Source organism: Streptomyces sp. NPDC047515 (assembly GCF_040643055.1).
Lineage (GTDB): Bacteria > Actinomycetota > Actinomycetes > Streptomycetales > Streptomycetaceae > Streptomyces.
In genome coordinates this window covers 46,369-72,764 of the sequence record NZ_JBEYTM010000031.1, presented here as the reverse complement: position 1 = coordinate 72,764, position 26,396 = coordinate 46,369, and the positions used below count along the sequence as shown (strand labels likewise).

22 protein-coding genes and 1 pseudogene are annotated in these 26,396 nt (G+C 71.0%); 14 read left to right on the top strand and 9 right to left on the bottom strand.

What is annotated here, in order from left to right; all coding sequences use genetic code 11:
• The first annotated feature begins 183 nt into the window (after window positions 1-183).
• The gene (locus ABZ826_RS24330; protein WP_361451994.1) at window positions 184-1,683 is read left to right on the top strand and encodes a hypothetical protein; all 1,500 of its coding nucleotides are present in this window, start codon (window positions 184-186) and stop codon (window positions 1,681-1,683) included.
• Here the strand turns inward: ABZ826_RS24330 and ABZ826_RS24325 are convergent.
• The 3 genes from ABZ826_RS24325 to ABZ826_RS24315 are packed head-to-tail and all read right to left on the bottom strand — an operon-like array spanning window position 1,652 to window position 5,846.
• On the bottom strand, window positions 1,652-2,896 hold the full coding sequence (locus ABZ826_RS24325; RefSeq protein WP_361451991.1) for a hypothetical protein: 1,245 nt from the start codon (window positions 2,894-2,896) through the stop codon (window positions 1,652-1,654). The genes ABZ826_RS24330 and ABZ826_RS24325 overlap by 32 nt on opposite strands.
• On the bottom strand, window positions 2,893-4,584 hold the full coding sequence (locus ABZ826_RS24320; RefSeq protein WP_361451988.1) for a lipopolysaccharide biosynthesis protein: 1,692 nt from the start codon (window positions 4,582-4,584) through the stop codon (window positions 2,893-2,895). The genes ABZ826_RS24325 and ABZ826_RS24320 overlap by 4 nt, the downstream gene beginning before the upstream one ends.
• Window positions 4,581-5,846 carry a glycosyltransferase gene (locus ABZ826_RS24315; protein ID WP_361451985.1) on the bottom strand — a complete coding sequence of 422 codons (1,266 nt, stop codon included), beginning with the start codon at window positions 5,844-5,846 and terminating at the stop codon, window positions 4,581-4,583. Before ABZ826_RS24315 ends, ABZ826_RS24320 begins: the two co-directional genes overlap by 4 nt.
• 212 nt (window positions 5,847-6,058) lie before the next feature.
• Between ABZ826_RS24315 and ABZ826_RS24310 the strand changes: the two genes are divergently transcribed.
• Window positions 6,059-6,508 (top strand): adenylyltransferase/cytidyltransferase family protein, encoded by a 450-nt coding sequence (locus ABZ826_RS24310; RefSeq protein WP_361451982.1) that lies wholly within the window; start codon window positions 6,059-6,061, stop codon window positions 6,506-6,508.
• Here ABZ826_RS24310 and ABZ826_RS24305 read toward each other — a convergent pair.
• Both ABZ826_RS24305 and ABZ826_RS24300 read right to left on the bottom strand, forming a co-directional pair.
• Complete coding sequence (locus ABZ826_RS24305; protein ID WP_361451979.1) at window positions 6,474-7,205, bottom strand: CDP-alcohol phosphatidyltransferase family protein; 732 nt, start codon at window positions 7,203-7,205, stop codon at window positions 6,474-6,476. The two genes, ABZ826_RS24310 and ABZ826_RS24305, sit on opposite strands and share 35 nt — an antisense overlap.
• A gap of 203 nt (window positions 7,206-7,408) precedes the next feature.
• A complete protein-coding gene (locus ABZ826_RS24300; RefSeq protein ID WP_361451976.1) occupies window positions 7,409-8,104 on the bottom strand; it encodes a ribonuclease H in 696 nt (231 codons plus the stop codon).
• Window positions 8,105-8,236: 132 nt separating this feature from the next.
• On the opposite strand from ABZ826_RS24300, the gene ABZ826_RS24295 reads away from it, so the two are divergent.
• Complete coding sequence (locus ABZ826_RS24295; protein WP_361451973.1) at window positions 8,237-8,446, top strand: DUF6381 family protein; 210 nt, start codon at window positions 8,237-8,239, stop codon at window positions 8,444-8,446.
• A gap of 159 nt (window positions 8,447-8,605) precedes the next feature.
• Here ABZ826_RS24295 and ABZ826_RS24290 read toward each other — a convergent pair whose 3' ends face one another.
• Window positions 8,606-9,172, bottom strand: coding sequence for a nucleoside deaminase (locus ABZ826_RS24290; RefSeq protein WP_361451970.1), 567 nt, complete (start codon window positions 9,170-9,172; stop codon window positions 8,606-8,608).
• A 96-nt stretch (window positions 9,173-9,268) separates the two neighbouring features.
• On the opposite strand from ABZ826_RS24290, the gene ABZ826_RS24285 reads away from it, so the two are divergent.
• The 11 genes and pseudogenes from ABZ826_RS24285 (at window position 9,269) to ABZ826_RS24235 (ending at window position 23,918) form a co-directional block, all read left to right on the top strand.
• Window positions 9,269-10,234, top strand: a complete 966-nt coding sequence (locus ABZ826_RS24285) for an antibiotic biosynthesis monooxygenase (RefSeq protein ID WP_361451968.1) — start codon at window positions 9,269-9,271, stop codon at window positions 10,232-10,234.
• Between the two features lie 65 nt (window positions 10,235-10,299).
• Window positions 10,300-10,764 (top strand): annotated as a pseudogene (locus ABZ826_RS24280) (FAD-dependent oxidoreductase); the annotation flags it as partial.
• Window positions 10,765-11,206: 442 nt separating this feature from the next.
• A complete protein-coding gene (locus ABZ826_RS24275; protein WP_361452033.1) occupies window positions 11,207-11,680 on the top strand; it encodes a hypothetical protein in 474 nt (157 codons plus the stop codon).
• Between the two features lie 158 nt (window positions 11,681-11,838).
• On the top strand, window positions 11,839-12,795 hold the full coding sequence (locus ABZ826_RS24270) for a PmoA family protein (RefSeq protein WP_361451965.1): 957 nt from the start codon (window positions 11,839-11,841) through the stop codon (window positions 12,793-12,795).
• 189 nt (window positions 12,796-12,984) lie between these two features.
• A complete protein-coding gene (locus tag ABZ826_RS24265) occupies window positions 12,985-14,055 on the top strand; it encodes a LacI family DNA-binding transcriptional regulator (protein ID WP_361451962.1) in 1,071 nt (356 codons plus the stop codon).
• 271 nt (window positions 14,056-14,326) lie between these two features.
• A complete protein-coding gene (locus ABZ826_RS24260; RefSeq protein WP_361451959.1) occupies window positions 14,327-15,499 on the top strand; it encodes a GntR family transcriptional regulator in 1,173 nt (390 codons plus the stop codon).
• A gap of 14 nt (window positions 15,500-15,513) precedes the next feature.
• A complete protein-coding gene (locus tag ABZ826_RS24255; protein ID WP_361451956.1) occupies window positions 15,514-17,148 on the top strand; it encodes an FAD-dependent oxidoreductase in 1,635 nt (544 codons plus the stop codon).
• A gap of 101 nt (window positions 17,149-17,249) precedes the next feature.
• Complete coding sequence (locus ABZ826_RS24250) at window positions 17,250-18,353, top strand: Gfo/Idh/MocA family oxidoreductase (RefSeq protein ID WP_361451953.1); 1,104 nt, start codon at window positions 17,250-17,252, stop codon at window positions 18,351-18,353.
• The gene (locus ABZ826_RS24245; RefSeq protein ID WP_361451950.1) at window positions 18,350-19,087 is read left to right on the top strand and encodes a polysaccharide deacetylase family protein; all 738 of its coding nucleotides are present in this window, start codon (window positions 18,350-18,352) and stop codon (window positions 19,085-19,087) included. Before ABZ826_RS24250 ends, ABZ826_RS24245 begins: the two co-directional genes overlap by 4 nt.
• A gap of 44 nt (window positions 19,088-19,131) precedes the next feature.
• A complete protein-coding gene (locus ABZ826_RS24240) occupies window positions 19,132-22,143 on the top strand; it encodes a glycoside hydrolase family 38 C-terminal domain-containing protein (RefSeq protein ID WP_361451947.1) in 3,012 nt (1,003 codons plus the stop codon).
• Between the two features lie 53 nt (window positions 22,144-22,196).
• Window positions 22,197-23,918: a protein kinase gene (locus ABZ826_RS24235; RefSeq protein WP_361451944.1), complete on the top strand. Its 1,722-nt coding sequence runs from the start codon at window positions 22,197-22,199 to the stop codon at window positions 23,916-23,918.
• 12 nt (window positions 23,919-23,930) lie between these two features.
• On the opposite strand, the gene ABZ826_RS24230 is transcribed toward ABZ826_RS24235, so the two are convergent.
• The 3 genes from ABZ826_RS24230 to ABZ826_RS24220 all read right to left on the bottom strand — a co-directional run bounded on the left by ABZ826_RS24230 (window position 23,931) and on the right by ABZ826_RS24220 (window position 26,368).
• Window positions 23,931-24,572, bottom strand: coding sequence for a hypothetical protein (locus tag ABZ826_RS24230; RefSeq protein WP_361451941.1), 642 nt, complete (start codon window positions 24,570-24,572; stop codon window positions 23,931-23,933).
• On the bottom strand, window positions 24,569-25,279 hold the full coding sequence (locus ABZ826_RS24225) for a hypothetical protein (RefSeq protein WP_361451938.1): 711 nt from the start codon (window positions 25,277-25,279) through the stop codon (window positions 24,569-24,571). Before ABZ826_RS24225 ends, ABZ826_RS24230 begins: the two co-directional genes overlap by 4 nt.
• Window positions 25,280-25,393: 114 nt before the next feature.
• A complete protein-coding gene (locus tag ABZ826_RS24220; protein ID WP_361451935.1) occupies window positions 25,394-26,368 on the bottom strand; it encodes an acetylxylan esterase in 975 nt (324 codons plus the stop codon).
• Between the last annotated feature and the right edge of the window lie 28 nt (window positions 26,369-26,396).

The window sequence follows — 26,396 nt, the reverse complement described above, 5'->3', positions numbered from 1 at the left end:
CGTGCGATCGCAAGGCGGTCGGAAGTCCTTGTAGCGGAGCTACCAGGGCTTTTGGCCAACGCGGCGAGCGTGCGCGCTGGGCGGCGCGACGGGGCAAAGCTTGCCGGGAGGGGCACTAGTCATCCAAACCCCCCAAGTTGGTGATTCGTTAGAGTATTCACAGGTCCACGGAACGGGGAGCACATGACGTCCGTGCACGGGGCGGCGGCGACCGCCCCCGTAGCGGAGCACGACCCGGTCCGGCCGCCGGCGAAGCCCATGTCGTGGGCCATGCTGTCGCGCGCCCTGGCCGTTCCGCTCATTCTCGGGCTGGTCTGTTTCCTGCCCGCGGTGATCGCCGCGCAGCCGGGTGCGGGCGTACGGGACACCGCGTACTGGCTGCAGCTCGTGCTGACCTGCTACGCGGGCGCCCGGCTCGCCACGATGATCCTGTCCACCCGGCGGCGTCTGCTGCAGGGCGTCTTCTGGATGTTCGTGTACATCGCGATGGGCGTGGCGCCCTTCGCGCAGGTGGTCATCGGCCTGACCCCGACCCAGATGGTCGGACCCCGGTCGGATCTGGTGACGGCCATCGCGCTGATCCTGGTGGGGTGCGCCGCGTTCGACCTCGGGGCGCTGCTGGCGTCCCGGCGTCCGCTGCGCCGCCGGACCACCGCTCGCTCGGGGAACGGTCCGGCAACCGCGTACCGGGGCCGGCTCAGGCTGCTGGTGCTGCTCGCGTTCGCGGCGAGCGGCTACTACGTCCTGAAGCTCGGCGGGCCCGCCATCTTCTTCACCAGCCGTCAGGAGATCAGCGCCTCGGTCGCGGTCAGCGGCGTGACGTCGAGCCAGTCCAATGTGGGATCAGCTTTCCTCAAGGGTTTCGGCACGGTGCCCGCGCTGATCGGGCTGCTCTTCTGCACCCGTCGTCTGGTGACCTCGCGCAGGGCCCGGCGCTCCCCCTCGACCGTGCTTGTCTGGTGTGCGCTGCTGGTCCTCAACGCCATCGTCAACAACCCGATCTCCAACGCCCGTTACTGGTTCCTGACCGTGCTGGTCTCGCTGCTGTTCACGGCGTTCCCGAGCAGCGCGGCGATGTACCGGTCGGTGCTGGCCATGGGCGTGGTCGGGGCGCTGGTGCTGTTCCCCTACGCTGACCGGTTCCGCTACGACAGCGCCGGGTACCGGCCGGTGGAGTCGTCGTCTGCCTTCGAGCCGCTGGCCACCAAGGACTACGACCAGACGGTGATGTTCGCCAACACCATCACCTGGGTCGACACGCGCGGCCACACGTACGGACGTCAACTGGCGGGCTCCGCCCTCTTCTTCGTGCCCCGGTCGGTGTGGAGCGGCAAACCGGAGGACACGGGGGTGCGCGTCGGGCAGTGGATGGGGATGAACATGACCAACCTGTCGGCACCGCTGTGGACCGAGCTCTGGGTCGACTTCGGTGCCCCGGGCATGGTCGGCGCTCTCGCGCTCATCGGGTACGCCGCCGCGCGCACCGACCGACGCTACGCCCGCGCCGTCTCCCGGGACGGCCCCGGCAGCGTGCTGGCCGTCGCCGCTCCACTGATCGCCGGGTACACCTTCATTCTGTTGCGCGGACCGCTGCTGCAGTCCGTCGGGAAGCTGGCGATCGGGGCGCTCTGTCTGCTGCTGGTCTCCAGCTTCAGGAACGGGAGCGGACGGCGCTCGCACTGACGGGCGCCTGTGCCACGGCGGTACGGCTTCTCAGCCGGGCGACCCGGGTCCAGGTGGCCACCGCCTTGCAGACGGACCCCAGACACAGGCCCCAGGCCGCACCCGGCACCCCGCCCCACGCGTAGCCGCAGGTGAGGAAGACGACCGCGGCGAGCGAGAAGACCACCTGGATGGAGAGAGTGGTGCGCGGGTCGAGTATCCGGAGCGCCAGCAGTCCGCAGGTCCCGACGGCCATGGCCGCGTACTGGCTGCCGGTCGCCGGGAGCAGGGCGGCCGCCGTGGGCCAGGTGTCGCCGAGCAGGTGGCGGCCGATTCCGTCGGGCAGCAGGGCGAGTGCCGTGGCCCAGGCCCCTGCGGTCAGCGCCAGGACTGCGGCGAGCATCGCCGTGGCGCGTACCCGGCGCCGTTCGCAGGGGAGCCTTCCGAGCAGCGGCGGGCCGAAGCCGGTGGCCGAGGTGAACAGCACGTTCAGCGGCCCGAAGAGCGTGGTCGCGCCGCGCAGGGCGCCGACCACCAGCGGGTTGCCGACCGCACCGAGTCCGAGCACGGAGAGTTGGCTGGTGGCGTTGCCGACCCCGAACTCCACCACGAAGCGCCGCCCCAGATGCCCCTTGCGCAGCAGGACCTTGAGCCGCAGCGGTGTGCCGGCCACCCTGCGGCGCAGCAGGGCGGCCGACAGCAGCAGGGCGGGCAGCGCGGACAGCCCCCAGACGGCGACGAGCCGGGCCGCCGGGGCGCCGTACGGCTGCATGGCCAGCGCGCCCAGTACGCAGGCCAGTCTGAGCACGTCGCCGCCCAGCGCCAGGTGTGGCAGCTGCAGGGTGGAGAAGGCGTAGCGCATGGTGTCCTGTCCGAGGACCACCGGCAGGACGAGTCCCAGCGTCATCAGGGCGCGTGCGGTGGCCCCCGGGAGCGGCAGACAGACGGCGGCGAGCAGGGCGCCGAGCGCGGACGCGGCGAGCAGGGTGAAGGCGACCGCCGACCGGCACGCGCCGCCCACCTCGTCGTGCTCGCCGCGCCGCAGCACGAGCGGCTGCCCGGTGTAGGCGCCGAAGACGCCCAGGAGCACCGTGAAGACGAGATAGACCGCCGAGAAGCGGGCGAAGTCGGCCACGGTGGAGAGGCGGGCGGCCGCCACCAGTGCCAGGATGTTGGTGAGCGCCGCCACGCCCTGGTCCGCGACCGAGCAGACGATCGCGCTACGTGCCTTCATCTGCGTCCCGCGGTGGAGTCGAAGGTGCGCAGGCCCAGCGTCTGGGCCGGGTCGCCGGTGTGCCCGGGGCCACCGCGGCCGTCCCCGTCGCCCCGGCCGGGCGCGGAGCCGGACCGGCCACCTTCCGCGCGGCGCTTGCCCGCCTTCGTGCGGGCCCTGCGTTCGTGGCGGCTCCGGCCGGGGTGCAGCAGAGCGCCGAGCACCGCTCCGCCGGCCGCCTCGATGATCTCGCGGATCCTTTCCAGGTCGCTGCGGTGCACCTCGCGCGGGTCGCAGACCACGACGACACCCTCCACCCGGTCGATCAGCGCGACGGCGTCGGCGTACGACAGCACGGGCGGGGCGAGCACGATGACGACGGCGTCCGGCCGGTCGCCCTCGGCGACGATCCGTCCGACGGGCGCGGAGGTGAGGGCGCGCGGCACATTGTCCGTGCGTCGGCCCGCTATCAGGGTGAAGGCGCCCGACCCGGGTACGTCCACGTTCATCCGGCTGTCCGACGGCCAGGCCCGCTCGCCCTCCGTCGCCCAGCGCGGCCGGGCGCCCTGCACGGCCGGGCCGAGGTCCCTGGCCAGTGAGGGGGTGCGCAGATCGGCTTCGACCAGGAGTACGTCGCGTCCCATCTCGGCGAAGGCCGCTGCCAGGTTGACCGCGGCGGCGGCCGCCGCGGCGCTGTCCCCGCGCGGGGCTGTGACCAGGAGTCTGCGGCGCTGGGCGAACGACGGGTCGTAGGCGAGCCGGAAGGCGACCGCCCGGTACTCCTCGGCCAGCCGGCTCCCGCTCCGCCCGATGGCGAGCAGCGTGCCCGCGGCTGCCCGCTCCCTGGGCAGGGTGCCGAGCAGCGGGGCGCCGAGGGAACGGACCAGTTCCCGGGTGGAGCGCACGGCCGGGTCGAAGACCAGGCGCACCCAGGACAGCAGCAGCCCCAACGCCAGCCCGACGACTCCACCGAGTCCCAGCAGCAGGGCAAGCCCCGCACCGGTGGGCTTCGTGGGCGCCACGGGCTTCTTCGTCAGATAGCCGGGAGTGGTGTCCAGGGCACGCAACTCCGAGATCTTCCTGCTGAGTTCGGAAATCGAGACCACGAGGTTGGCCCGTGCGCTGGTCACGTCGTTGCTGCCGACGGCCTGCTCCGCCAGCTGGTCCCGCTGCTCGGTGAGCGGTTTCAGCTGGGCGCGGTAGCCGTCGACCATGTTGGCGATGCTGTCCTCGGTGCGCTGTCTGCGGATCTCCAGATAGGCGTCGGCGAGCGCCTCGGCCCGCGCCTTCGCCAGGGCGGGGGTGCGGCCGGTGTACGAGAAGCGGAGCACGAGGGTGTTCGGCGGGTTCGTGACCTGGAGTCCGGACAGCAGTGTCCCGACCTCCACGCTGTCGCCGTGCCGGGCCAGAACACCGACGGCCAGGGTGCCCACGGTGTCGCTGACCGCGGTCTGCCGCTCGGAGCCGATGTTGATGCCCTTGTCGGCGGAGGCGCCCGCGGCGAAGGGATCGGAGGCGGCGGAGCGCACGACCACCTCGCCCGTCGACGTGTAGCTGTCCTCGCCGCTCAGGGCGAGCCAGCCGCCGCCGAGCAGCCCGAGGACCACGCCGGAGGCGAGCAGTGCCCGGTAGCGCAGGAGCTGGCGGAACTGGTCCCGCAGCAGGGCGGGTTCGTCCTGGTCCTCCAGGGCGCGGATGGGCTGGGTCATCGGTGTGGTCTCCCTCGTGCGTCGGCGAGAACCTCGGTGAGCAGTGCGTCGAAGCGGGCCAGGCCCGCCTCCCGGCTCAGGTGACGTGCGACGTACCGCGGCCCGTTGGCGCCGAGCGCGTCCGCCCCGGCCGGCGCTTCGACGAGCTTGCGTACGGCCGACAGCAGCGCGGCGGGGTCCTCCGGCGCGACGAGGATCCCGGCGCCGGACCGGTGCACCTCCTGGGCCGTCCCTCCCCCGTCGGCGACCGAGGCCACGACGGGCCGGCCCGAGACGAAGTACGAGGTGAGTTTGGACGGGACGCTCATGTCGAGCACGGACGCCCGCTGGGTCACCGCGAGCACATCGGCGGCGGCGAGGATGTCCGTGAACTCGTCGGCGCCGGCCGGCGGCAGGAAGTCCAGGTTGCGCAGGCCCGCCGCGCGCCCCAGCAGCGCCTCGCGCTGGTTCCCGTCCCCCATCAGCACGACACGGATTTCCGGCGCGAGCCGGGCCGCGTCGACGAGGACCTCCAGCCCTTGCTTGAGCCCCATGTTCCCGGAGTGCAGGACCACGGGAGTGCCCTCGCTCCAGCCGAGCCTGGCCCGCGTGCCGGCGCGGTCGGCCGAAGGGGCCCGGACGTGCGACCAGTTCGGAACGGTGCGAATACGGCCGGGGTCCACGCCGTACGCGGTGACGCGTGGGACGAAGGTCTCGTGGATGACTCCGACGAGGGCGGCGCCGCGCAGCGCGTACCGTTCGGCCGCCGAGGCGACGGCCGCCGCCCGGCCGCCTCCCCGGATTCCGCTCTGCGCGGCGGCCGCGCCCATCAGATCCTGTACGACCGGTATGTACGGGACCCGGTGGCGGCGTGCCAGCCGGGCTCCGGCGACCCCGCCCGCGAGGCTGGGCATCTGGGAGATCACCGCGTCCGGCGGACGCGAGACGGGCGGCGCCAGCAGCCCGTGACCGAGCACCGTGGCCTCGAACGCGGCCCTGCGCAGAGCGGTCTGCCGGGACGGCACATAATGTCTTCGCCGGTGGACGGTGACCCCGGCCCGCGTCTCGACGGCCCGCCATACGCCCCGGTACTCCGCCTCGGTCCGCCAGGACGGGTAGTGCGGCATGCCGGTCAGTACATGGGTGTCGGCCCCGGACGCGGCCCAGTGCTCGGCGAGCTGCGCGGCGTACGGGCCGATGCCCGTCAGCTCCGGCGCGTAGTTCGTCGAGACGACCAGCAGCGTGCGGCCTTCGAACGGCTTGTGACGATCGGCATCGGGCATGGACGCTCGCCTTCCCCCCCGGAACATTCTGTGTTCCCCCCAAGGAACAGCCCCAAAAGCGAGCTTATCCGTTCACGAGATGCGCAAGTGGTCTTCACAGTAAGGTCGTTGCACCATCAACACCGATACCGATATCCCGCGGCACCGGATGCCATGTCCGGACAACTGCCCAGGGACACGGACATCACGTTCACCGTGGGGGGAGAGAACGGATGGTGCACAGGGTCGGCTACGCGCCGGGGGTCTACGACCTGTTCCACATAGGGCACCTCAACATCCTGCGGCATGCCCGCAGTCAGTGCGACTACCTCGTCGCGGGAGTCGTCTCGGACGAGATGGCCGCGCTCGCCAAGGGCCACAGGCCGGTGATTCCGCTGCCGGAGCGGCTGGAGATCGTGCGCAGCGTCCGTCATGTGGATGCCGCGTTCGTCGAGACCGTGCCCGACAAGGTCGAGACCTGGCAGCAGGTCAGGTTCGACGTCATCTTCAAGGGGGACGACTGGCGGGACACGGAGAAGGGCCGGCGGCTGGAGCACGACTTCGCCGAGGTCGGCGTCGAGGTGGTCTACTTCCCGTACACCGTGCACACGTCCAGCACCCAGCTGCGCCGGGCGCTGGACGCCCTCGTCAGTCCGCAGTCCGGAGCGCTTTCAGCTCCCTGAACCACTTGACGAGGAATGCCACGAGGAACAGTGCGTGCACGACGGCGAGCGCGGCATAGCCGACGCGGAACGCGGTCCGGTCGCCGAGCAGCAGGAACACCAGGCAGAACACTCCGTAGTCGGCGGGCAGCAGTGCCACGGCCCGCACCCGGGACACCGGGGCCGGGGCTCCGTCGCCCGGTGCGCGCCGTGCGCCCGCCCTGCCCAGCTGTTCGCGCAGCAGCCCCGCGCAGAAGGTCAGCACGGCGGTGAACAGGAAGCCCAGTGGCAGGAGCAGCCAGCCGTCGGACGGCAGAGCGAAGAACCGCTGGAACGAGATCAGTACAGCGGTGTGTACGAGGATCATCTTGGCGCAGTCCACGACATGGTCCAGCCACTCGCCGTCCGGGCCTCCCCGGCCGGTCAGCCTGGCCAGCTGGCCGTCGGCCGAATCGAGGGCGAAGCCGACGACCAGACCCGCGTACACCGTGACCGCGAGCCCCCAGGACGGTCGCACGAGTGCCACCGAGGCGATGGCCGCGAAGGTGAATGCGGCACTGAGCAGGGTGACTTGATTGGGCGTCAGTCCGATGCGGTACGCACCTGCCGCGAACACCCGCCCGGCCGGCCGGTTCACGTACCGCGAGTACAGCGACACCCCCTTGGCCGTCTTCTGCGCACCGCGCAATTCACGCAGCACCGTGCCCGTGTTTCCCATACGCCCCCCAGCGTGTCCCTGTTGCCCCGGCGGCGTCGGCGGTGCGCCGCGGACACCGCCGTCGGAGCCGCATCATGGCATGCGGGTCCGCATGCGCGTGGCCACTCGCCCGCTCCGGTCCGTGATCCGGCCCCGCCCGGCCCGAAGCCCCGCCCGGCCCGAACCGGCCGCACCGTCCGTACGGCCCGAGTGGGGGCCGCAGCTCAGGCGGGCGCGGTGCGGCACTCCGGGTGGCCCCAGCCCTTCGGGTTCTTGGCGATCATCTCCTGTGCCGCATAAGGCTTTCCGCAGTGGCAGCGGCCGGCGAACTTGGCCCGGATGGTGCCGCCGGAGCGTGCGGGGCGTGCCGAGCCCCCTGCCCTCTTCACCGGGGCGCCCTTGCCCCGCCCCTCGGTCGCCCGCGCGGGGGCGGGCGTCGGGAGCTGCGCGGAACCGTGCGCGGTACCGGCCGGCCGCTGTGCCACCGCCGCCTCGCTGGCCGCCTGGTCGGCGAGGGCGTTGAGCGGGTCCCCGTCGACCTGGTGGGCGGGCACGTAGACGAAGTCCACGGCCCGGCCGGTCAGCAGGGCGTCGATCCCGGCCACCAGGTCGCGGTTGGCCACGGGCTTGCCGGCCGAGGTCTTCCAGCCGTTGCGCTTCCACCCGGGCAGCCACTTGGTCACGGCGTTCATCGCGTACTGCGAATCCATCCGCACCTCGATCGCCACGGACGGGTCCGTGGACTCCAACAGCTCACGCAGTGCCGTGAGTTCGGCGACGTTGTTGGTGGCGGTTCCCAGCGGTCCCGCTTCCCAGCGCTCCGGACGCCCCTGTGCGTCGGCCACGACCCACGCCCAGGCCGCAGGCCCCGGATTGCCCTTCGATGCGCCGTCACACGCGGCGATGATGCTCTCGTTCATGCCCTTGATCATGCCAGCGCCACACCGCCCCTCCGACACATCGTGACACTGAGTGACGATTCGAGGTGCGGTGACGCGACGGCACTGGTTCTCTGATGGAGCCCGCTCTTCCCAACCGCACAAGGAGCGATGATGAGCGTTGCACGTGAATCCGGTGACCGTGCGCAGGAGCTGCGCGACAAAGCCCGGCACATGACCGAGGCCGCGGAGCGCACCACTGACCCTGAGCAGCGCCAGCGGCTTCAGGAGAAGGCCCGGAAGCTGCAGGAGCAGAGTGAGCAGCAGGGCAACATGGGCGGCGGCGGCAACATGGGCGGCGGCAACATCCGCCCGCCCAAGTAGCACCTTCGCACGCAGCACCCGCCTCACGTAGTACCTGTCTCACACGAACGACCGACGTCTTGCCGCTCTTCCATGGCTGAGTGGCAAGCCGTCGGCCGTCCGGCCCCGATATCCCGGCCCATCGGCAACGCAGCGATCGGCCTCCCGTCCCGAGCCGCTTCAGTACGGGTGCCTGTTCGCCTTGTTCATCCACGCCTCGTAGGACGTGGCCCCCAGCTCGGGGTGGAGCTGTTCGAGAGTGATGCTCCGCCGGCCAGGGGGTTTCGCGAAGTCTTCGTACTGGAAGACGTCGTCGAAGCCGATCGCCTGAGTCGCCTTCCAGTCACAGCTGTAGTAGACGGCGCCGATCCGGGACCAGTAGATGGCGCTCATGCACATCGGGCACGGGGCGCCACTGGTGTAGATCGAGCACCCCTGCAGCATGCGAGCGCGCTCGGGCACCACATCGGGGGAACCTTCCGGGCGAGGCACCAGCTTCAGGGTGTAAGCGTCCTGGTGCGCCTCGGAAATGCTGGGCGCCTCCGGATTGAGCAGCTGAACCGCCTTGCGGATGGCCTCCACCTCGCCGTGCGCAGTCGGGTCGGCCGTGAGAAGCACACGATTCTGCCCGCGAGCGATGATCTCGCCGTCGTTGGTGATCACCGCACCGAACGGCCCGCCCCAGCCGTTGTCGACGGACTCGGTGGCCAGACGAACCGCTTCGGCCATGAACTCCTTGTGTCCCATCTCAAGATCCTCCCGCTCACCAGGATCCTCCCGCTCACCAGGGCGGAATATTCTACTATTTGTCCGATAACTTCTTTTCGAACTAGACTACTCCGCATGAGTACCCGTGCAAGCCGTGGCCCCAGCGGCAGCGCGACGGTCGTGATCTCCCAGAGAGTCCGGGCCGGCCGGGACGAGGACTACAAGCGCTGGCAGGACAAGACCAACGAGGTCGCGCGAGGCTTTGACGGTTTCCAGGGAACGGAGTTGTACCCGCCGGCCTCCGGTGAGGAGAACGAGTGGGTCGTCGTGTTCCGCTTCTCCCGTGTCGAGCAGTTGACCGAGTGGCTGGACTCGAATGCGCGTCGGCAACTCCTCGACGAAGGCCGCCCGCTGTTCGACGGAGCCCCCACGCAAGAGGTGCTTTCCGGTGGCACGCCGACCGAGGATGTCGTCACGGCGGTCGTATCGCACGAAGTACGGCCGGGGCGCGAACAGGAATTCATGCACTGGCAGGACAAAATCCTCAAGGAACAGGAGAGACATCCTGGCTTCATGGGGTCGGAGCTTTTCGGGCCGGTAAAGGGAGTTCAGGACCGTTGGGTGGTCGCCTTCCGTTTCGACACACGCGAACACCTTGATGAATGGCTCGGATCCGAGGCGCGCGAAAGGCTTCTGACGGAAGGTCGCAAATACTTCGGCTCCTACGACGTGCGCAAGATCGGATCGGCGTTCGGCGCCTGGTTCCGCTTCGGCGAGGGCGCGGAGGAAGAGGCCCCGTCCAACTGGAAGCAGGCCATGTCCGTGGTGCTCGCCCTGTATCCCACGGTGATGATCCTGAACCTGACGGTCGGTGACTGGCTCGGCCGCCTGGGAGTGCCCGGGTATCTCGCCCTGTTCATCAGCAACGTACTGAGTGTCAGTGTGCTGACCTGGTTGCTGATGCCGCTGGTCACCCGAGCGCTCGCCTTCTGGCTGCTGCCCGCCAGGGCGCGCTCCATCCGTGTCCACGTAGCGGGAGCCTCGCTCGTAGCAGTGTGCTACCTGGTGATCATCGCCATCTTCGGCCTGACCACAAGTTAGGGGCGCGGCGCACGCATCCTCAGCTTCGTCCACAGCCGTAGCCGTGCAAGTCCGGGAGTCTTGCGATGCGTGACAGAGAACTGGCCAGAGGGATCGAAGGGGAGCTCGTCCAGCGCGGCGATGCCGACTACGACGCGATCCTGGCAGGCATGGTGTGGAACGGGCGCAAGCCCGAGCGATTCCCGGAACTGATCGTCCGTGCCGCTTCGGAACGGGATGTTCCCGGGGCCGTCGGGCTGGCTCGTCGCCTCGGGCTCCGCATCGCGGTGCGGGCGGGCGGGCACAGCTGGTGCGGTTCTTCCGTCCGTTCCGACGGCATGCTCATCGACCTCTCCCGGCTGCGGCGGTGCGAGATCCACATGGCTTCTGCGACGGCGGTTGTGCAGCTGGCTGTCACCGGCGGTGACCTCGCTCCGGAACTCGCGGAGCGCGGCTTCTTCTTTCCCACGGGGCATTGTGGGTCGGTCGCGGTCGGCGGATATCTCCTCGGCGGAGGCCTCGGATGGAATTCCGGTCCCCTGGGGCCGGCCTGTCGGAGCGTCCACGAAATCGAAGCCGTGACCGCGGACGGAGAAACGGTCCGGTGCAACAAGGACGAGAATCCCGACCTGCTCCGGGCGGCGCACGGAGCAGGTCCGGGCTTCTTCGTCGTCGTCACCCGTTTTCACCTTCGCCTGCACCGGCTTCCCGGGGCGGTCATGTCGACCACGTTCACCTTTCCCCTCGTAGATCTCGAAGAGGTGACGAACTGGGCCACCGAAGCCGCGCGCGCTCTCGAACCGACCGTGGAATTGTCCCTCGTACTCGCAACAGCCGCACCGCACATGACGAGAGCGAGACCGCGGCCGAAGGTGGTCACCGTCGCCGCCACCGCTTTTCGCGGATTCGCGCGAGCAGGCCGTCCAGGCCCTCGGGCCGCTCCGGAGCCGTCCCTTGGCCGATCGGTCCGTCTTTCGCGAGACGGACGAACCGATGTCCCTCAATGCTCTCTACGAGGCCTCCGGCAACGTATGGCCCGCACACCACCGCTACGCGGCCGACACCCTGTGGTCCGACTCCGGCCTCGGGGCGCTGTTGTCCACGCTCAGCGACGCGATGGAGAGGGCCCCCTCCGACAAATCCCTCATCCTGGCACCCGTATCGCCCGTTTCACACCATGAGGAACTGCTGCGCGACATGGCGTTCTCGGTGCTCGGATCGAGCTACGTCGTCCCGTACGCCATCTGGGACGATCCCGCGGAAGATGACATCAACGCCGGTTGGCTGCAGGAGACGATGAGCGCCGTGGAGCCCCTCGGGACAGGGCACTACATCGGCGAGGCCGACCTCACCGCCCGTCCCACCCGCGCGGAGCGGTCCTACACGCCGCGCGACTGGCGACGGTTGCAGGAACTGAGGGACCGGTGCGACCCGGAGGGTATCTTCCACTCCTACCTCACGTCCTGAGACGCTTCGCCGACGGAGAAAGGCCCCGTCGACACTTCGGCCGACGGAGAAGAGCCCTGTCGCTCACCCTGCGTCATGACCAGGCCTGTTGACGTTCCTTCGGTGCAGGGCCTAGCTTGCGGTAAGCGCTTTCCAGCCGCACTCGGGAGACTTGGGACATGAGCAGTCCACTGCGCATCACGCACACCCACAGGGACCGGATCACGGTCACGGAGGAGCGGGGCGGCATCGATCTGATCAGCTATGTCTACCGTCCGGAGGCGGCCTGGGAGGCTCCGAAACCGTACGTCCACCCCATGCGCACACTGGCCGATAACGTTGTCACCGACTATCGGCCCAATGATCACCGCTGGCACAAGGGCCTCCAGATGACGGCCTCCCATCTGTCCGGGCAGAACCTGTGGGGAGGCAACACCTATGTGCACGGCCTGGACTACCGGCCGCTGCCCGAACGGGTCGGATCGATGGCACACATCGGGTTCGACGAGGTGGCGGCCGATGGCGGACACGCGGTCATCGCGGAGCGGCTGAGCTGGCGCCACCACAACGGCACGCACTGGGCGGACGAGCAGCGGCGCATCGAGCTGCATGACGTGGAGTACGCCGATTCCGACGCCGGCGCGGCAGGCACCGGAGGCAGTTGGACGCTGACCTGGTCGAGCGCGGTCACCAATCTGCGCACCGAGCCGCTGCGCTTCGGCAGCCCCACGACGCACGGCCGGGAAGCGGCGGGCTACACCGGTCTCTTCTGGCGCGGACCGCGCGCCTTCCGGGGCGGGCGGATCCTCGGACCGGACGGCGCGGGTCCGGAGTTGATGGGGACGCAGGCGCCGTGGCTGGCCTACGGCGGTGAGCACGACGGTGCCGACGGCCACGCCACACTGATCTTCCGGCACGCCCCGGAGAACGATCACACCGGAGAGGGCGGGACCCACCCGGCGCACTGGTTCGTCCGCAACGAGCCCTTCGCGGCCGTCGCCCCCTCCTTCGCGTTCTACGACGAACTGGAGCTGGCCCCCGGCGACACCCTGTCCCGCCGCTACCGGGTCACCGTCGCGGACGGGGTGTGGGACCGGGAGCACATCGCCGAGTATCTCGCGGCGCACCCGTGGTGAACGACGACAGGGACCGCCTCGGCCCGTACGCGGAACTTCCCTTCGAACTCTCCGTCGGCCGCAGCTCGCCGCGCTGTCCGGCCACGGCGCCTCAGTGCAGCACCGGCTGACCTGGGGACGGTACCGGCGGCGATAGCGATCGGCTCGCACGCAATGGGAAAACGCTTTCAGTGCGGCTATCGTAGCCCTATGCCGAGCCAGGTCAATCGACGTTCCGCCCGTTCCCGGCCCCCGTCCGCCGTGACGCTCCAGCAGGTCGCGCAGGACGCCGGGGTCTCTCTCGCCACGGCTTCGCGCGTCCTCAGCGACAGCGACAGGAACGTCACCCAGGAGCTGCAGGAGCGCGTCCTGGAGGCGGCCGCCCGGCTCCGCTACGTGTCCAACGCGCCGGCCCGCGCGCTCGTGCAGTCCACGACGTCCATCGTCGGCCTGATCGTGCACGACGTGAACGACGCCTACTGCTCCGCGATCGCGGCCGGCGTCATGGAGGTCGCCCGCGACCACAAGCTCCTCGTGATGCTGGCCGGCACCTTCCACGAGCCCGGACTCCAGGCGGAGTACGTGGCGCGGCTGCGGGCGCAGCGCGCCCGCGCCGTCGTCCTCGCCGGCTCGGGCTTCACCGGCGGGAGCCCCGCGCTCGCCCAGGAGCTGGAGGCGTTCGCGGCGCAGGGCGGCCGGGTGACCGCGGTCGCGCACGAGGACCTCCCGGTGGACACGATCGTTCCGGGGAACCGCGAGGGAGGCCGGGCGGTCGCCGAGCACCTCGCCCGGCTGGGCCACACGGAGATCGGCGTCATCTGCGGACCGCTGGCGCTGGTCTCGGTACAGGACCGGCTGCACGGCTTCCTGGAACGGGCGGCCGAACTGGGCGTGTTGGTGCAGGAGCACCACCGCGTCGAGGCCGACTTCACCCGGGACGGCGGTCGGGCGGCGACGGTCCGGCTGTTCCGCAAGTCGCCGGGGATCACGGCGCTCTTCGCGCTCAATGACGCGATGGCTCTCGGGGCGCTCGCGGCGCTCCGTGACGACCTCGGGCGGAGCGTGCCCGCCGATGTCTCCGTCGTCGGCTTCGATGATCTGCCGGTGGCCTGCGACGTCACGCCCGCGCTGACCACCGTACGGCTGCCGCTCGAAGAGATCGGCCGCCGGGCGCTGCTGCTGGCCCTCGGTGACGCGACCGCTTCGCCGCGCACACTCGCCGTGCCGTCGCGCCTGGTGGTGCGGGCCAGCACCGCCCCGCCGCCCCGCGTGACCGACTGACCGGAGGCCGGCCCGGCGCCCGCCGCCCCGTCGACCGCTGCCTCATCGACCGCCGCCCCGTCTCCCGACCGTTCGACCGACTGTTGCCCCGCGCGCCCGGTCGGCAACTCCCGTGTGAGTGATATTGATTGACGCGTTGAATCCGCAACCCGCCTCCTTGACGCACTAATTGCCGAGGTTTGCGACGCAACCCCCTTGAAATAACGCGTTAACCACCACCACACTGAGATCAACGCCGATTGACGCGTAAATCCGGGAAGGTGGTGGCTGGATGGGTACGTCCGGGCCCAAGTACCAGCGCATCAAGGACGAGCTGCGGGCCGAGGTGGCACGCGACGAGTACGAGGCCGGCGCTCCGTTCATCACTCAGAACCAGCTGCGCGAGCGCTTCAAAGTCAGCTCCACCACCGCAGTCCGTGCCCTCAACGACCTTGTGGCCGAAGGTCTGTTGGTGCGCCGTCGCGGCCTGGGGACCTTTGTCGCCGATCCGGCGGAGCGGACGGGGGAGCCTGCGCCGGCCCACCGGTCCGGTGTGGTCGCCTGCATCATCAGCGGCCAGGGCCCGTACCAGTCCGAGGTGCTGCGCGGGGTGGAGTCCGGCTGTTCGGAGCGCGGGCTGCGGCTCTTCTTCTCCGACTCCGCGGTCCACATGACCGACACCGGGCACGCCGATCACGCCGCGTCCCTGGCCCGCCAGACCCGGGCACTGCACCAGGCCGTCGAGGACCGCGTGGACGGGATCATCCTCTACCCCGTCCAGGGGGCGCCCGACCTCGACGTGCTCGGCGAGATCAGGCGCCGTCGCCTCCCGATGGTCCTGGTCGACCGCTACTTTCCCGGCCTCGCCATCGACGCGGTGACCGCCGACAACTACGACGTCGGCTACCGACTCACCGAACATCTGCTGGCCGACGGCCATGAACGCATCGCGACGCTCTGGGGCGAGACGCAGTGCACCAGCGTTCACGACCGGATGACCGGGCACAAGCAGGCGCTGCGCGCCCATGACCAGCCCCTGCTCCCCCGGCTGACCGCGCTGCGCTCGTACACGGCGCTGCCGGAGGACGACCGCAGGCAGCTGCTGTCCGAACTGCTCGCCGCGCCCGAGCCCCCGACCGCCCTGTTGTGCGCGCACGGCTTCGCCGTCGCCACCGCCGCCTCCGATCTGGCCTCGCTCGGCATCGCCGTGCCCGACGAGATCGTGCTGGCCGGCATGGACGACGCGGGCCCCTACGACCTGCTGCCGCTCACCAGCTTCGCCGCTCGGCTGCCCGCCAGAGAGATCGGCATCCGGGCGGTCGAGCAGCTGGTCAGCCGGATCGCGGAGTGCACGGCGGGCGAGGACCCGTACCGCAGCGCCGAGCAGATCGTGCTCCCCGTCCGGATCAGGACGCGCGAGTCCGTTCCGGTCCGGCTCCGTACCGTCGCCGCCCGTCGGCCCTGAGGGAGGAGACTCCTGTGTTCGCCGCCCCCACACCCCGTACCCGCGAACTCGGGACCGATGTCCTGGTGGTCGGTGCGGGTCTCGGTGGTCTCGCCACCGCGCTGACCGCCGCCCGGTTCGGACACCGCGTCGTGCTCACCGAGGCGACCGACTGGCCCGGTGGGCTGTTCACCGCGCAGGCCGTGCCGCTCGCCGACGGCCACCGCATCGAGCTGGACCCCGGCTCTCCCGGCTACCGCGATCTGCGTGAGCGGATACGCGACTTCTACCGGCGCAACTATCCGCTGTGCCCGGGTCCGTACGCCGATCCGTTGCTTGATCCCGGCCTCAGTACCACCGGTCATCTCAGCCATGAACCGCGCGCCGCGCTCGCCGTCGTCCAGGAGCTGCTCACCCCGCATCTCACCTCGGGCCGGCTCACCCTGCTGCTCCGCCACCGTCCGGTCGCGGCCGAGACGGACGGGGACCGGGTGACCGCGGTCACGCTGGAGGCCGCGGACGGGGAGCTGCTGACGGTCAGCGCCCCGTATGTCGTCGACGCGACGGATCTGGGCGAGCTGCTCGACCTCGCGGGCGTCGAACACGTGACCGGCGCCGAGTCCCGCGAGGAGACCGGCGAACCGCACGCCTCGGACGTCGCCGATCCGCTGGACCAGCAGCCGGTCTCCTGGGCCTATGCCCTGGACCACCGCCCCGGCGAGGACCACACCGTCGACCGGCCGGCCGGCTACGCCCGGTGGTCCGACGCCTTCTCCTGGGACACCGCGGAACCGGGCGGCTCCCCGACCCGCTCCGTACCGCTGTTCCTGCACGATCCGGACGAGGTCCCGCCCTGGGCCGCGCCGCCCAATGACCGCTGGCACCAGTCGCGGGCGTTCGCCCGGAGCCGGTACCTGCCCGGTACCTTCGACAGCGACATCACCCTGGTCGACTGGGAGCAGACGGCCTACACGCGGCTGCCTCTCGCCGGGCCGGGGAACGAGGTGCGGGCCCTGGCCGAGCGGGAGGCACGCGAGCAGGCGTTGTCGTTCCTGTACTGGATGCAGACGCGGGCCCCCCGGCACGACGGCGGCCACGGCTACCCCGAGCTGCGCCTGAGACCCGACGCCACCGGCACTCCCGACGGGTTCGCCAAGACGCCGCATGTACGCGAATCCCGCCGGATCCGGGCCGAGTTCACCCTCCTGGAACATCATCTGACCGCCGCGGCACGGGCCGGGGCGCCGGGCGCCGAGACCTTCACGGACAGTGTGGGCACCCTTCGTTCCCGGATCACGCTGTATCCGGGGACCGGTGGCGGCGCGGGCCTCGATCTGGAGTGTCTGCCCTTCCAGCTGCCGCTCGGCTCGCTGCTGCCCGAGCGGGTGGAGAACCTCCTGCCGGCCGGACGGAACATCGGCGCCACGCATCTCAGCGCACCCGCGCTCGGCGGGCACGCGGGTCAGTGGAGCATCGGCGAGGCCGTCGGGGCACTGGTGTCCTACTGCCTGGAGCACCGGCTGCCGCCGCGCGCGGTCCGCGGGGCCGAACGCCGACTCGCTTCCTTCCAGAACCGGCTGAGCGACTCGCTCGGCCTCGCCCTCGACTGGCCGGACGGGCTCCGCACCGGACCTGTGACCAGCGCCGGGGCGCTCTACGCCACTCTCTGAAACCAGCTGCCCTCCTTTCGGGAAGGGCAGCGTACGGACTCCTGGAAAACGCTTACCAATCCGGTGGCTCACGCCCTCAGCCTGGACGGCCCCCTGTGACTGTGTCTCCTTACCGTGTACTGCTCGTCGGCACAGGCAACATCGCCCGCGCGGTCCACATGCCCGCGTTCCTCGAACTCCCCTCGGACTTCCGCGTGGTCGGCGCCGTCGACGCCGATCCCGCCACGGCCCGCTCCTTCGCCGCCGACTTCGCGCTCCCCCACCACTCCACCGATCTCACCACCTCGCTGAGCGAGGTCCGTCCCGATCTCGTCGTCGTCGCGTCGCCGCCCGTTGCCCACCGGGAGCAGGTCGTCGCCGCTTTGCGGGCCGGTGCCTGGGTGTGGTGCGAGAAGCCGCCCGCGCTCAGCCTCGCCGAGTACGACGCCATGACCACCGCCGAGGGCGAGGACGGCCCGTACGCCCCGATCGTCTTCCAGCACCGGTTCGGGTCGGGCGCCGAGCACGCCAGGGCCCTCATCGCCTCCGGCGAGCTGGGGACGCCGCTGGTCGCCCACTGCCAGACCACCTGGTACCGCGACGACGCGTACTACGCGGTGCCCTGGCGCGGAAAGTGGGCGACGGAGGGCGCGGGCCCCGCTATGGGGCTCGGCATCCATCAGATCGATCTGCTGCTGGAACTGCTCGGGGACTGGGCGGAGATCCGGGCCATGGCAGGCAGGCTGGCCCGCGACGTCGAGACCGACGACGTCACCACCGCCACCGTGCGCTTCGCCTCGGGCGCCCTCGCCACCGTGGTCAACAGCGCCCTTTCACCTCGTCAGTCGAGCCATCTGCGCATCGACCTGCGGGACGCCACGATCGAGCTGAACCATCTGTACGGGTACGAGAACGGCGACTGGACGTACACCCCCGCGCCGGGCGTCGAGCCGGGCCGGGTGGCCGGCTGGATTTCCCCCGCCGAGGACGTCCCCAGCTCGCACGCTGCCCAACTCCGTTCGCTCCTGGCCGACATGCGGGCGGGCCGGCGGCCCAGGGCGAGTGCCGGGGACGGCCGCCGCTCCCTGGAACTGATCACCGCGATGTACAAGGCGGCGCTCACCGGCCGCCCCGTCCTGACCGGTGAGATCGTGCCGGGCGACCCCTTCTACCAGGCTCTGCACGGCTCCGTGCCCGGCTGGGCACCCGAGGAGCCGGGACGGTGACCGAGCACGGGGACCACGACCAGGACCACCACGTCGACCGCGCGCTGCTGCTCACCTTCGACGACCGGCACATACGCGAATGGGCCGCCGCCGCACCGCTGTTCACGCGCTACGGCGCCCGTGTCACCTTCTTCGTCTGTGAGCCCGACCGGCTCGACCGGGATGATCTGCGGTTGTTGCGCCGCCTCGCGGACGACGGCCACACCGTCGGCTGCCACGGTTTGCGGCACGAGCGGGCGCCCGAGTTCATCGCCGCGCACGGCGCGGGCGCCTATCTCGACCGGGAGGTGGTGCCCGCGCTGGATGCGTTGCGCCGACTCGGCTTTCCCGCCTGGTGCTTCGCCTACCCGTGCAGTGCTCGCGACGAGCGCACCGACCGGCTGCTCCTCACGCTCTTCGAGCGGCTGCGCGGCGGTGTGTCCGCCGACCGCCGCGCCGATCCGTGCCTCGCGGACGAGCTGCGTGTCCCGGCCGCCGACGTCCCCGCCCGGCGGGTCCTGCTGGGGTGCTCGGTGGACTCCGGGCGCGGGACCGTCGCGTACGGGGACGATCTCGCCGGCGTGGAGGCGGCGCTGTGCAGGACCGCCGCCGACGGCGGCGTCACCACGCTCTACGCCCACTGCGTCGCCGAGGCGCACGAGGCCAACCATGTGACCCCGTCCAGGCTGGAGAAACTCCTGGCCCTGGCCGACGGGATGTCACTGCCCTGCGTGGGCTTCGACGAACTCCCGTGAACCGCCACCCCGTCGCACACATTCATTCAGAGGGGACCGCACTCATGCATGACGACCGCACGCTGACCGAGGAACGGCTCGACCGCGCCCTGCGCGAGCGCATCCGCCCCGCCGTCCATCCCCGTTCGGCGCCCCTGGAGTTCGAGGTCTGGCACGCCCCAGGTGAACCGGTGCCGTTCGCCGAGGCGGTGGCCGCCGCCTACGAGCCCGCCGCGCTCGGCGACGACTGGGGACCGGCCTGGGGCACCAGCTGGTTCCGGGTGACCGGCCACGTCCCGGCCGAGTGGGCCGGTGAGACCGTCGAAGCGGTGATCGACCTCGGGTTCGCCCGCGACCGGCCGGGGTTCTCCGCGGAGGCGCTGGCCCACCGGCCGGACGGCAGCGTGGTCAAGGCGCTCAATCCGCGCAACACGTGGCTGAGGATCGGTGAACCGGTCGCGGGTGGCGAGGAGTTCACGTACTACCTGGAGGCGGCGGCCAATCCGGAGATCCTGGACGGCGTCGGCGCGCTCGGCGACCGGGAGACCGCGGGCGGCGAGCCGTTGTACCGCGTCGAGCGGATGGACGTCGCGGTATTCGACCGGCGGGTCTGGGAACTGGTCCAGGATCTGGAGGTGCTCGACCAGCTGATGCGAGAGCTGCCGCTCGGTTCGGCCCGCCGCTGGGAGATCCTGCGCGCGGTGGAACGCTGTCTGGACGCGCTGGACCCGGACGCCGTGGGCGCGAGCGCGAGCGCCGCCCGGGAGCGGCTGCTGCCCGTGCTCTCCTCCCCCGCACACGCCTCCGCCCACCGTCTGTCGGCGGTGGGGCACGCGCACATCGACTCCGCGTGGTTGTGGCCGCTGCGGGAGACGGTCCGCAAGGTCGCCCGCACCACCTCCAACGTGGTGGCGCTGATGGACGACCATCCGGAGTTCGTCTTCGCGATGTCGCAGGCGCAGCAGCTGGAGTGGCTGCGGGAGCACCAGCCGGCGCTGTATGCACGGGTCAAGGAGAAGGCCGCCGCCGGGCAGTTCGTGCCGGTGGGCGGGATGTGGGTGGAGTCGGACACCAACATGCCGGGATCGGAGGCACTGGCCCGGCAGTTCGTGTACGGCAAGCGGTTCTTCCTGGAGGAGTTCGGGACCGAGACCGAGGAGGTGTGGCTGCCGGACTCGTTCGGCTACTCGGCGGCGCTGCCGCAGTTGGTGGCACTCTCCGGTTCGCGCTGGTTCCTCACCCAGAAGATCTCGTGGAACACGACCAATCCGTTCCCGCACCACTCCTTCCTGTGGGAGGGGCTGGACGGCACCCGGGTGTTCACGCACTTCCCGCCGGTGGACACCTATGTGGCGGAGCTGTCCGGCGCGGAACTCGCGCACGCCGAGCGGAACTTCCGCGACAAGGGGCACGCGACACGCTCGCTGGTGCCGTTCGGCTGGGGGGACGGGGGCGGTGGCCCCACGCGCGAGATGCTGGCGCGCGCCGGGCGGCTCGCGGATCTGGAGGGCTCGCCCCGGGTGACGATCGAGAGGCCCGCGGACTTCTTCGCCGCCGCCGAGGCCGAGTACGACCGGCCGCCGGTGTGGCTGGGCGAGCTGTATCTGGAGCTGCACCGGGGTACGTACACCTCGCAGGCGCGGACCAAGCAGGGCAACCGGCGCAGCGAGCATCTGCTGCGGGAGGCGGAGCTCTGGGCGGCCACGGCAGCGGTGCGGACGGGATTCCCTTATCCGTACGAGGAGCTGGAGCGGGTCTGGAAGAGCGTGCTGTTGCATCAGTTCCACGACATCCTGCCGGGTTCGTCCATCGCCTGGGTGCACCGCGAGGCGGAGGCGACGTACGCCCGGATCGCCGAGGAGCTCGAAGCGGTGATCGAGGGGGCGCAGCAGGCTCTGGCGGGCGCTCCCGACGGCGCTGGCACGGTTGTCTTCAACTCCGCTCCGCACGGCCGCGCCGGGGTCGTCGCGGGAGGGGCGGCACCCGTGTCCGGGCAGCGGGAGCGGGCGGTGGAGGCCGAGTCGTACGAGGGTGGTTTCCGGCTGGACAACGGACTGCTCCGGGTGACGGTGGACGCGCGGGGTCTGGTCGTCTCGGTCGTCGATCTGGTGGCCGGACGCGAGACGGTCGCCCCGGGTTGTGCGGCGAATCTGCTCCAGCTCCATCCGGATCTGCCCAACCGCTGGGACGCCTGGGACGTCGATGCCTTCTACCGCAACACGGTGACCGATCTGACCGAGGCGGACGTGGTGCGCCGCAGCGGCGACGGGGTGGAGGTGGTGCGTACCTTCGGCTCGTCCCGCGTCACCCAGTTGCTGACACTGCGGCCCGGGGCCCGGCGTCTGGACATCGACACCGAGGTCGACTGGCACGAGCGGGAGAAGTTCCTGAAGGCGGCTTTCCCGATCGATGTGCGCGCCGATCACTCCACGGCGGAGACCCAGTTCGGGCACGTCCGACGCCCGACGCACACCAACACCAGTTGGGAGGCGGCGAAGTTCGAGATCTGCGCCCATCGCTTCCTGCACGTCGGTGAGCCCGGCTGGGGCGCGGCGCTGATCAACGACTCGACGTACGGGCACGATGTGACCCGTACGGTCCGCGAGGACGGCTCCACCACGACGACGGTGCGGCTGTCGCTGCTGCGGGCACCGCGTTATCCCGACCCGGCGACGGATCAGGGGGTGCACCGGCTGCGGTACGCGCTGCTGCCGGGGGCGACGATCGGTGACGCGGTACGTGAGGGCTGGCAGTTCAGCCTTCCGGAGCGCCGTGTGCCGGGGAGTGCCTCGGTGGCCCCGCTGGTCGCGGTCGACGACGACGCGGTGGTCGTGACGGCGGTGAAGCTCGCGGACGACGGCAGCGGGGATGTGGTGGTCCGGCTCCACGAGGCCCTCGGCGGACGGGCTTCGGCGCGTCTGACCACGGGCTTCCCACTGGCCGGGGCGAGCGTCACGGATCTGCTGGAGCGTCCGCTCGCCGAGGAGTCCGCGGAGGTGGCGGGCGATGCGGTACGGCTGCGGCTGCGGCCGTTCCAGATCGTGACGCTGCGGCTCACGCCGAACGACGACGTGTGAGGGGTTCGGGGTGGGTGCGCACCGCTGCGGTCCCGCCCCGTACCCTCTTTTCCATGAACGCTGGGGGGCCTGTGCGCCGAGTGATCGACGACCGTTTCGAGCTGGTGAACAGGCTCGGCAGCGGGGGCATGGGCATGGTGTGGCGGGCCCATGACCTGGCTCTGCACCGCGATGTGGCGCTCAAAGAAGTGCGGCCCCCGGACCCTGCTCTCGCCGAGAACGATCCGGAGTCGGCTCGGCTGCTGCGGGAGCGGGTGCTGCGGGAGGCCCGCGCGCTGGCCCGGCTCGACCACCCGGGTGTCGTCACGGTCCACCACATCGTGGACGGCGGCGAGCACGCGTACCCGTGGATCGTGATGGAGCTGGTGCCCGGTGCCTCGCTCGCGGAGCGTCTGGCCGAGGGGACGCTCGACCCTGTCGAGGCCGCCGAACTCGGACGCGGGGTGCTGTCCGCGCTGCGTGCCGCCCATGCCGCCGGCATCCTCCACCGTGACGTCAAGCCCGCCAACGTACTGCTGCGGACCGACGGCAGCCCGGTCCTCACTGACTTCGGTATCGCCGCGATCCGTGAGTCGACCAGCCTGACGGCGACCGGCTCCATCATCGGTTCCCCCGACTACATGGCGCCGGAACGCATTCGCGGTGAGGAGGGCGACCCGTCGTCGGACCTGTGGTCGCTCGGCATGATGCTGTACGTGGCCGTGGAGGGCGTGCATCCGCTGCGCCGGGCGACCACGCTGGCGACGTTGGCGGCCGTGCTCGACGCGAAGATCCCGCCGCCCCGGCAGGCCGGCCCACTGGCTCCCGTGCTGACCGCGCTGCTGACCCGGAACACGGCGGCGAGACCCGGCCCCGAGGAGCTGGAGCGGATGCTGGCGGCGGTGAGTGCGCCGGTCGCGGCAGCGCCCCGGCAGGGCCCCGAAGTCGCGCAGGATGCCGTACCGCCGCGCCAGGAGCCGCCCACGCTGCGGGACGCGGTACCGGCCGGCCCGACCACGGTCCTGCCCACCGCCCCGGTCCGGCGCCCGGCGACGCCGTCCCATGCGGGGGGCCGGCCGCTCGGCACGCCCATGCGTCCCGAGCCCGCGACGCTGGGCACGCGCGAGATCCGCCGCCGGGTCCGGCGGGGCCGTGCCACCACGGTCACCATCGCTCTCGCCGGGACCGCCCTGACCGGCGTCCTGGTGTGGACCCTGCTGCCCGGCCCGGACACGCGTGCTTCCGGCAGCACCCCGTCCGCCCCGGACCGGGTCTCCCGCGGCCCCTCGGCTGCCGGGGACGACGGGACGAAGGAGACGGCGCCGAAGCAGCCGGAGACGAAGCCGAAGAACCTGCTGACGCCCGCCGGGGCCCGGTCGGTCATCGCCGCGCTCAAGCCGGTGATGGGGGGCAGCCGGATCACCTCGTTCTCGCTGTTCGATGTGCACGCCAGCGCCGAGGCCCCGGTCGCGGGCGACAAGAGCCTGTACGACGTCTACACGTACCGCGACGGGAAGGCCGCCCGGGAACGCGCGGGCGGCACGCTCCCGCCGGGCGGCAAGGCGGTGGACCTCGAAAAGTTCGACTGGGACGCCCTTCCGGCGTTGATGCGCCGGGCGGACAAGGTTCTCGGCGTCACCAAGCCCACCAGCCACTACGTGGACATCGATCCGGCCTCCCCGTTCGACGACTACCAGCCGACCCTCAGCGTCTATGTCTCCGACGAGTACGGCGGCGCCTATCTGAGGGCCGACATCGACGGCAAGGTGCTCAAGGAGTATCCGCGCGGCGGCTGACCCGGGCGGCGGTCAGCCGACCTGCCGCATCAGCACCAGCAGCACGGCCGCGATCGCCACGCCCACCACCAGCGTCCTGAACCCGGCCGGGGGACCGCCCGCGCGACGCTTCACCGCGAGCACCGGCGGGGTGAGGCCGTGCGCGCGGGCCAGCCACTCGCGCGGCGGGTTGTTGGGGATGACGACCCGCCAGGGCTGCTCGGGGTCGTACTCGACGACCGCCCTGGACTTGTGCAGCAGCCCCTGCAGGTCGAGGGGGTGACGGACCTCGACCCGGTACGGAGGCAGATCGTCCGGCACCACCGTCAGGTCGAAGGCGAACACGGAGTCCACCGCCTGCCCGTCGGCGGCCGGCCGGCCGTTCTCCTTGTTCACGGCCTTCACCCCGTTGACCACGGCGGGCGCGAAGGCGCGCGGGCCGCCGGAGCGCAGCCCGGGGACGGCGACGCCCGACTTCGAGTCCTCGGCCACCTTGCCGAACGCCGTCAGGGCCAGGGCCGTCACGGGAAGGCCGGTCATCAGCAGCCAGCGGGGGCCGTCCACGGCTCCCTGGACCACCGCGGCGAGGGCGAGCCCGGTGACGAGCGCGGACACCAGGCTGAGCAGGGTGAAGAACCTGCGCAGGGAAGAAACGAGGGATGTCGGCGTGGTCATGTGAGGCGCAGCACCTTGCGTCGGGGAATGACGACCCTGGTGTGGGCCGGGTCGTCGGGTCGGTCGGCGTCGTACAGGGCGAGGACATCCCGCCTGAGGGCGACGCGTTCCACGACGGCCGGGACTTCGTGGCGCACCCCGGTCGTGTCGTCGAAGACCACGGTGACCTCGCCGTACTTGCGGCCCACCGCCCGCCAGCCCTCCAGCACCGCGTCGGCCGTGGTGCAGCGACGGGAGAGCCTGCGCAGTCCCGCGGTTCGCCGCAGGCTTACGGCCGCGCCCCACCATGCGGCGAGGCAGCCCACTCCCGCGACGGACCACAGGAAGGTGAGCCATGCGGAGACGGAGAACTCACCGAACGGGAAGAAGATGTGGAAGGAGGTGGTGGTGCCGTGCTCGACCAGGCCCTCCGCCAGCGCGTCGTGCCAGCCGGCGATCGCGGCGACGGCACAGAGCACAACCATCGCCCCGGGTGTGGCACGGTGCAGGAAACGGGCGGAGAGCAGACCCAGGACGACGGCCGAACCCATTCCGACGATCGGGGCCGCCGACGCGAACTGGTCGCTGGCGCAGCCGCCGGTCATGTCGCAGGTCCATTGCACGGAGACGGCCTCGTGACTGGCGATGTACCACATCATCCAGACCTGCCACACCATCAGCGCGCAGGCGACGGCCCGCATCACCTGCCCGTAGGCTCTCTGCCGCACTGTCCGCCCTCGTCCTTGCCGTGTCGCAGGGCCATGACGTGCCCCGAGGGACGATATACGTGCTGTTCACCGTCTGTCCGTGATCCACAGCACCCGCCGGACCGCGACAGGGGCTCAGCCGGCCTTTCCCAGGGTCTTCGGCACCCAACGGAGTTGAGCGGCCTCCTGGAACATGGCGCCGCCTTCGTGTCCGTTGAACGGGTAGACCTCGATCCTCTTCTCACCGCCGTACGCGTTGTGGGCGGCGAAGACCGTGGACGGCGGACAGGTCTGGTCCTGCAGGGCGACGGAGAACAGCGCGGGGGCTCGGCCCCTCGCGGCGAACGACACCCCGTCGAAGTACGACAGGGTGCGAAAGACGGTCCCCTCCTTGCCTCGGTGCATCTTGAGGTAGCGGGCTATCTCCGCGTACGGGTCGGCGTCGGTGAGGGTGACGGCCCGCCCGAAGTGGCAGAGGAACGGTACGTCGGTGGCGATGGCCGCCACGTCGGGGACGAGTGCACCGACCGCGAGGGTGATGCCACCGCCCTGGCTGCCGCCGAGAGCGACCGTGCGGGTGGGATCGGCGAGCGGATGGGAGCGGGCCGCTGCCACGGCGCGCACGGCATCGGCGAAGACCCGGCGGTAGTAGTAGTTCTCCGGGTCCTCGATGCCCCGGGTCATGAAACCGGCGTGGGAGGGGCCGGAGCCGACCGGGTCGGGTGTGTCACCGACGTTGCCGCCGCTGCCCTGACCGCGCACGTCCATGATGAAGTGGGCGAAGCCCGCCAGTGGCCACAGGCCCCAGCAGTGCGGGAGGCTGCGGCCTCCGTTGTAGCCGTGGAACTGGACGACGAGCGGAAGCGGGCCATCGGCGTGCGCGGGGGCGCTGAACCAGCCCTTGACCGGATGGCCGCCGAAGCCGGCGAACGTGGTGTCCCAGGTGCGCAGGCCGGTCAGTCCCGTCTCGACGGGTTCGAAGGAGACGGCGGGGTCGTGGGCCCGGGTCTCGGCCAGGGTCTTCGACCAGAAGGCGTCGAAGTCGTGCGGTTCGTCGATCCGCGGCCGGTAGTCGCGCAGTTCGTGGAGCGGCAGGTCGAACAGGGCCATGATGTTGTTCTCCTCGTGATGTGCCGGG

Excerpts from the sequence above, each read along its gene's own strand:
- ABZ826_RS24330 (WP_361451994.1), top strand. The coding sequence starts at position 184 with ATGACGTCCGTGCACGGGGCGGCGGCGACCGCCCCCGTAGCGGAGCAC.
- ABZ826_RS24325 (WP_361451991.1), bottom strand. The coding sequence starts at position 2,896 with ATGAAGGCACGTAGCGCGATCGTCTGCTCGGTCGCGGACCAGGGCGTG.
- ABZ826_RS24320 (WP_361451988.1), bottom strand. The coding sequence starts at position 4,584 with ATGACCCAGCCCATCCGCGCCCTGGAGGACCAGGACGAACCCGCCCTG.
- ABZ826_RS24315 (WP_361451985.1), bottom strand. The coding sequence starts at position 5,846 with ATGCCCGATGCCGATCGTCACAAGCCGTTCGAAGGCCGCACGCTGCTG.
- ABZ826_RS24310 (WP_361451982.1), top strand. The coding sequence starts at position 6,059 with ATGGTGCACAGGGTCGGCTACGCGCCGGGGGTCTACGACCTGTTCCAC.
- ABZ826_RS24305 (WP_361451979.1), bottom strand. The coding sequence starts at position 7,205 with ATGGGAAACACGGGCACGGTGCTGCGTGAATTGCGCGGTGCGCAGAAG.
- ABZ826_RS24300 (WP_361451976.1), bottom strand. The coding sequence starts at position 8,104 with ATGAACGAGAGCATCATCGCCGCGTGTGACGGCGCATCGAAGGGCAAT.
- ABZ826_RS24295 (WP_361451973.1), top strand. The coding sequence starts at position 8,237 with ATGAGCGTTGCACGTGAATCCGGTGACCGTGCGCAGGAGCTGCGCGAC.
- ABZ826_RS24290 (WP_361451970.1), bottom strand. The coding sequence starts at position 9,172 with ATGGGACACAAGGAGTTCATGGCCGAAGCGGTTCGTCTGGCCACCGAG.
- ABZ826_RS24285 (WP_361451968.1), top strand. The coding sequence starts at position 9,269 with ATGAGTACCCGTGCAAGCCGTGGCCCCAGCGGCAGCGCGACGGTCGTG.
- ABZ826_RS24275 (WP_361452033.1), top strand. The coding sequence starts at position 11,207 with ATGTCCCTCAATGCTCTCTACGAGGCCTCCGGCAACGTATGGCCCGCA.
- ABZ826_RS24270 (WP_361451965.1), top strand. The coding sequence starts at position 11,839 with ATGAGCAGTCCACTGCGCATCACGCACACCCACAGGGACCGGATCACG.
- ABZ826_RS24265 (WP_361451962.1), top strand. The coding sequence starts at position 12,985 with ATGCCGAGCCAGGTCAATCGACGTTCCGCCCGTTCCCGGCCCCCGTCC.
- ABZ826_RS24260 (WP_361451959.1), top strand. The coding sequence starts at position 14,327 with ATGGGTACGTCCGGGCCCAAGTACCAGCGCATCAAGGACGAGCTGCGG.
- ABZ826_RS24240 (WP_361451947.1), top strand. The coding sequence starts at position 19,132 with ATGCATGACGACCGCACGCTGACCGAGGAACGGCTCGACCGCGCCCTG.
- ABZ826_RS24235 (WP_361451944.1), top strand. The coding sequence starts at position 22,197 with ATGAACGCTGGGGGGCCTGTGCGCCGAGTGATCGACGACCGTTTCGAG.
- ABZ826_RS24230 (WP_361451941.1), bottom strand. The coding sequence starts at position 24,572 with ATGACCACGCCGACATCCCTCGTTTCTTCCCTGCGCAGGTTCTTCACC.
- ABZ826_RS24220 (WP_361451935.1), bottom strand. The coding sequence starts at position 26,368 with ATGGCCCTGTTCGACCTGCCGCTCCACGAACTGCGCGACTACCGGCCG.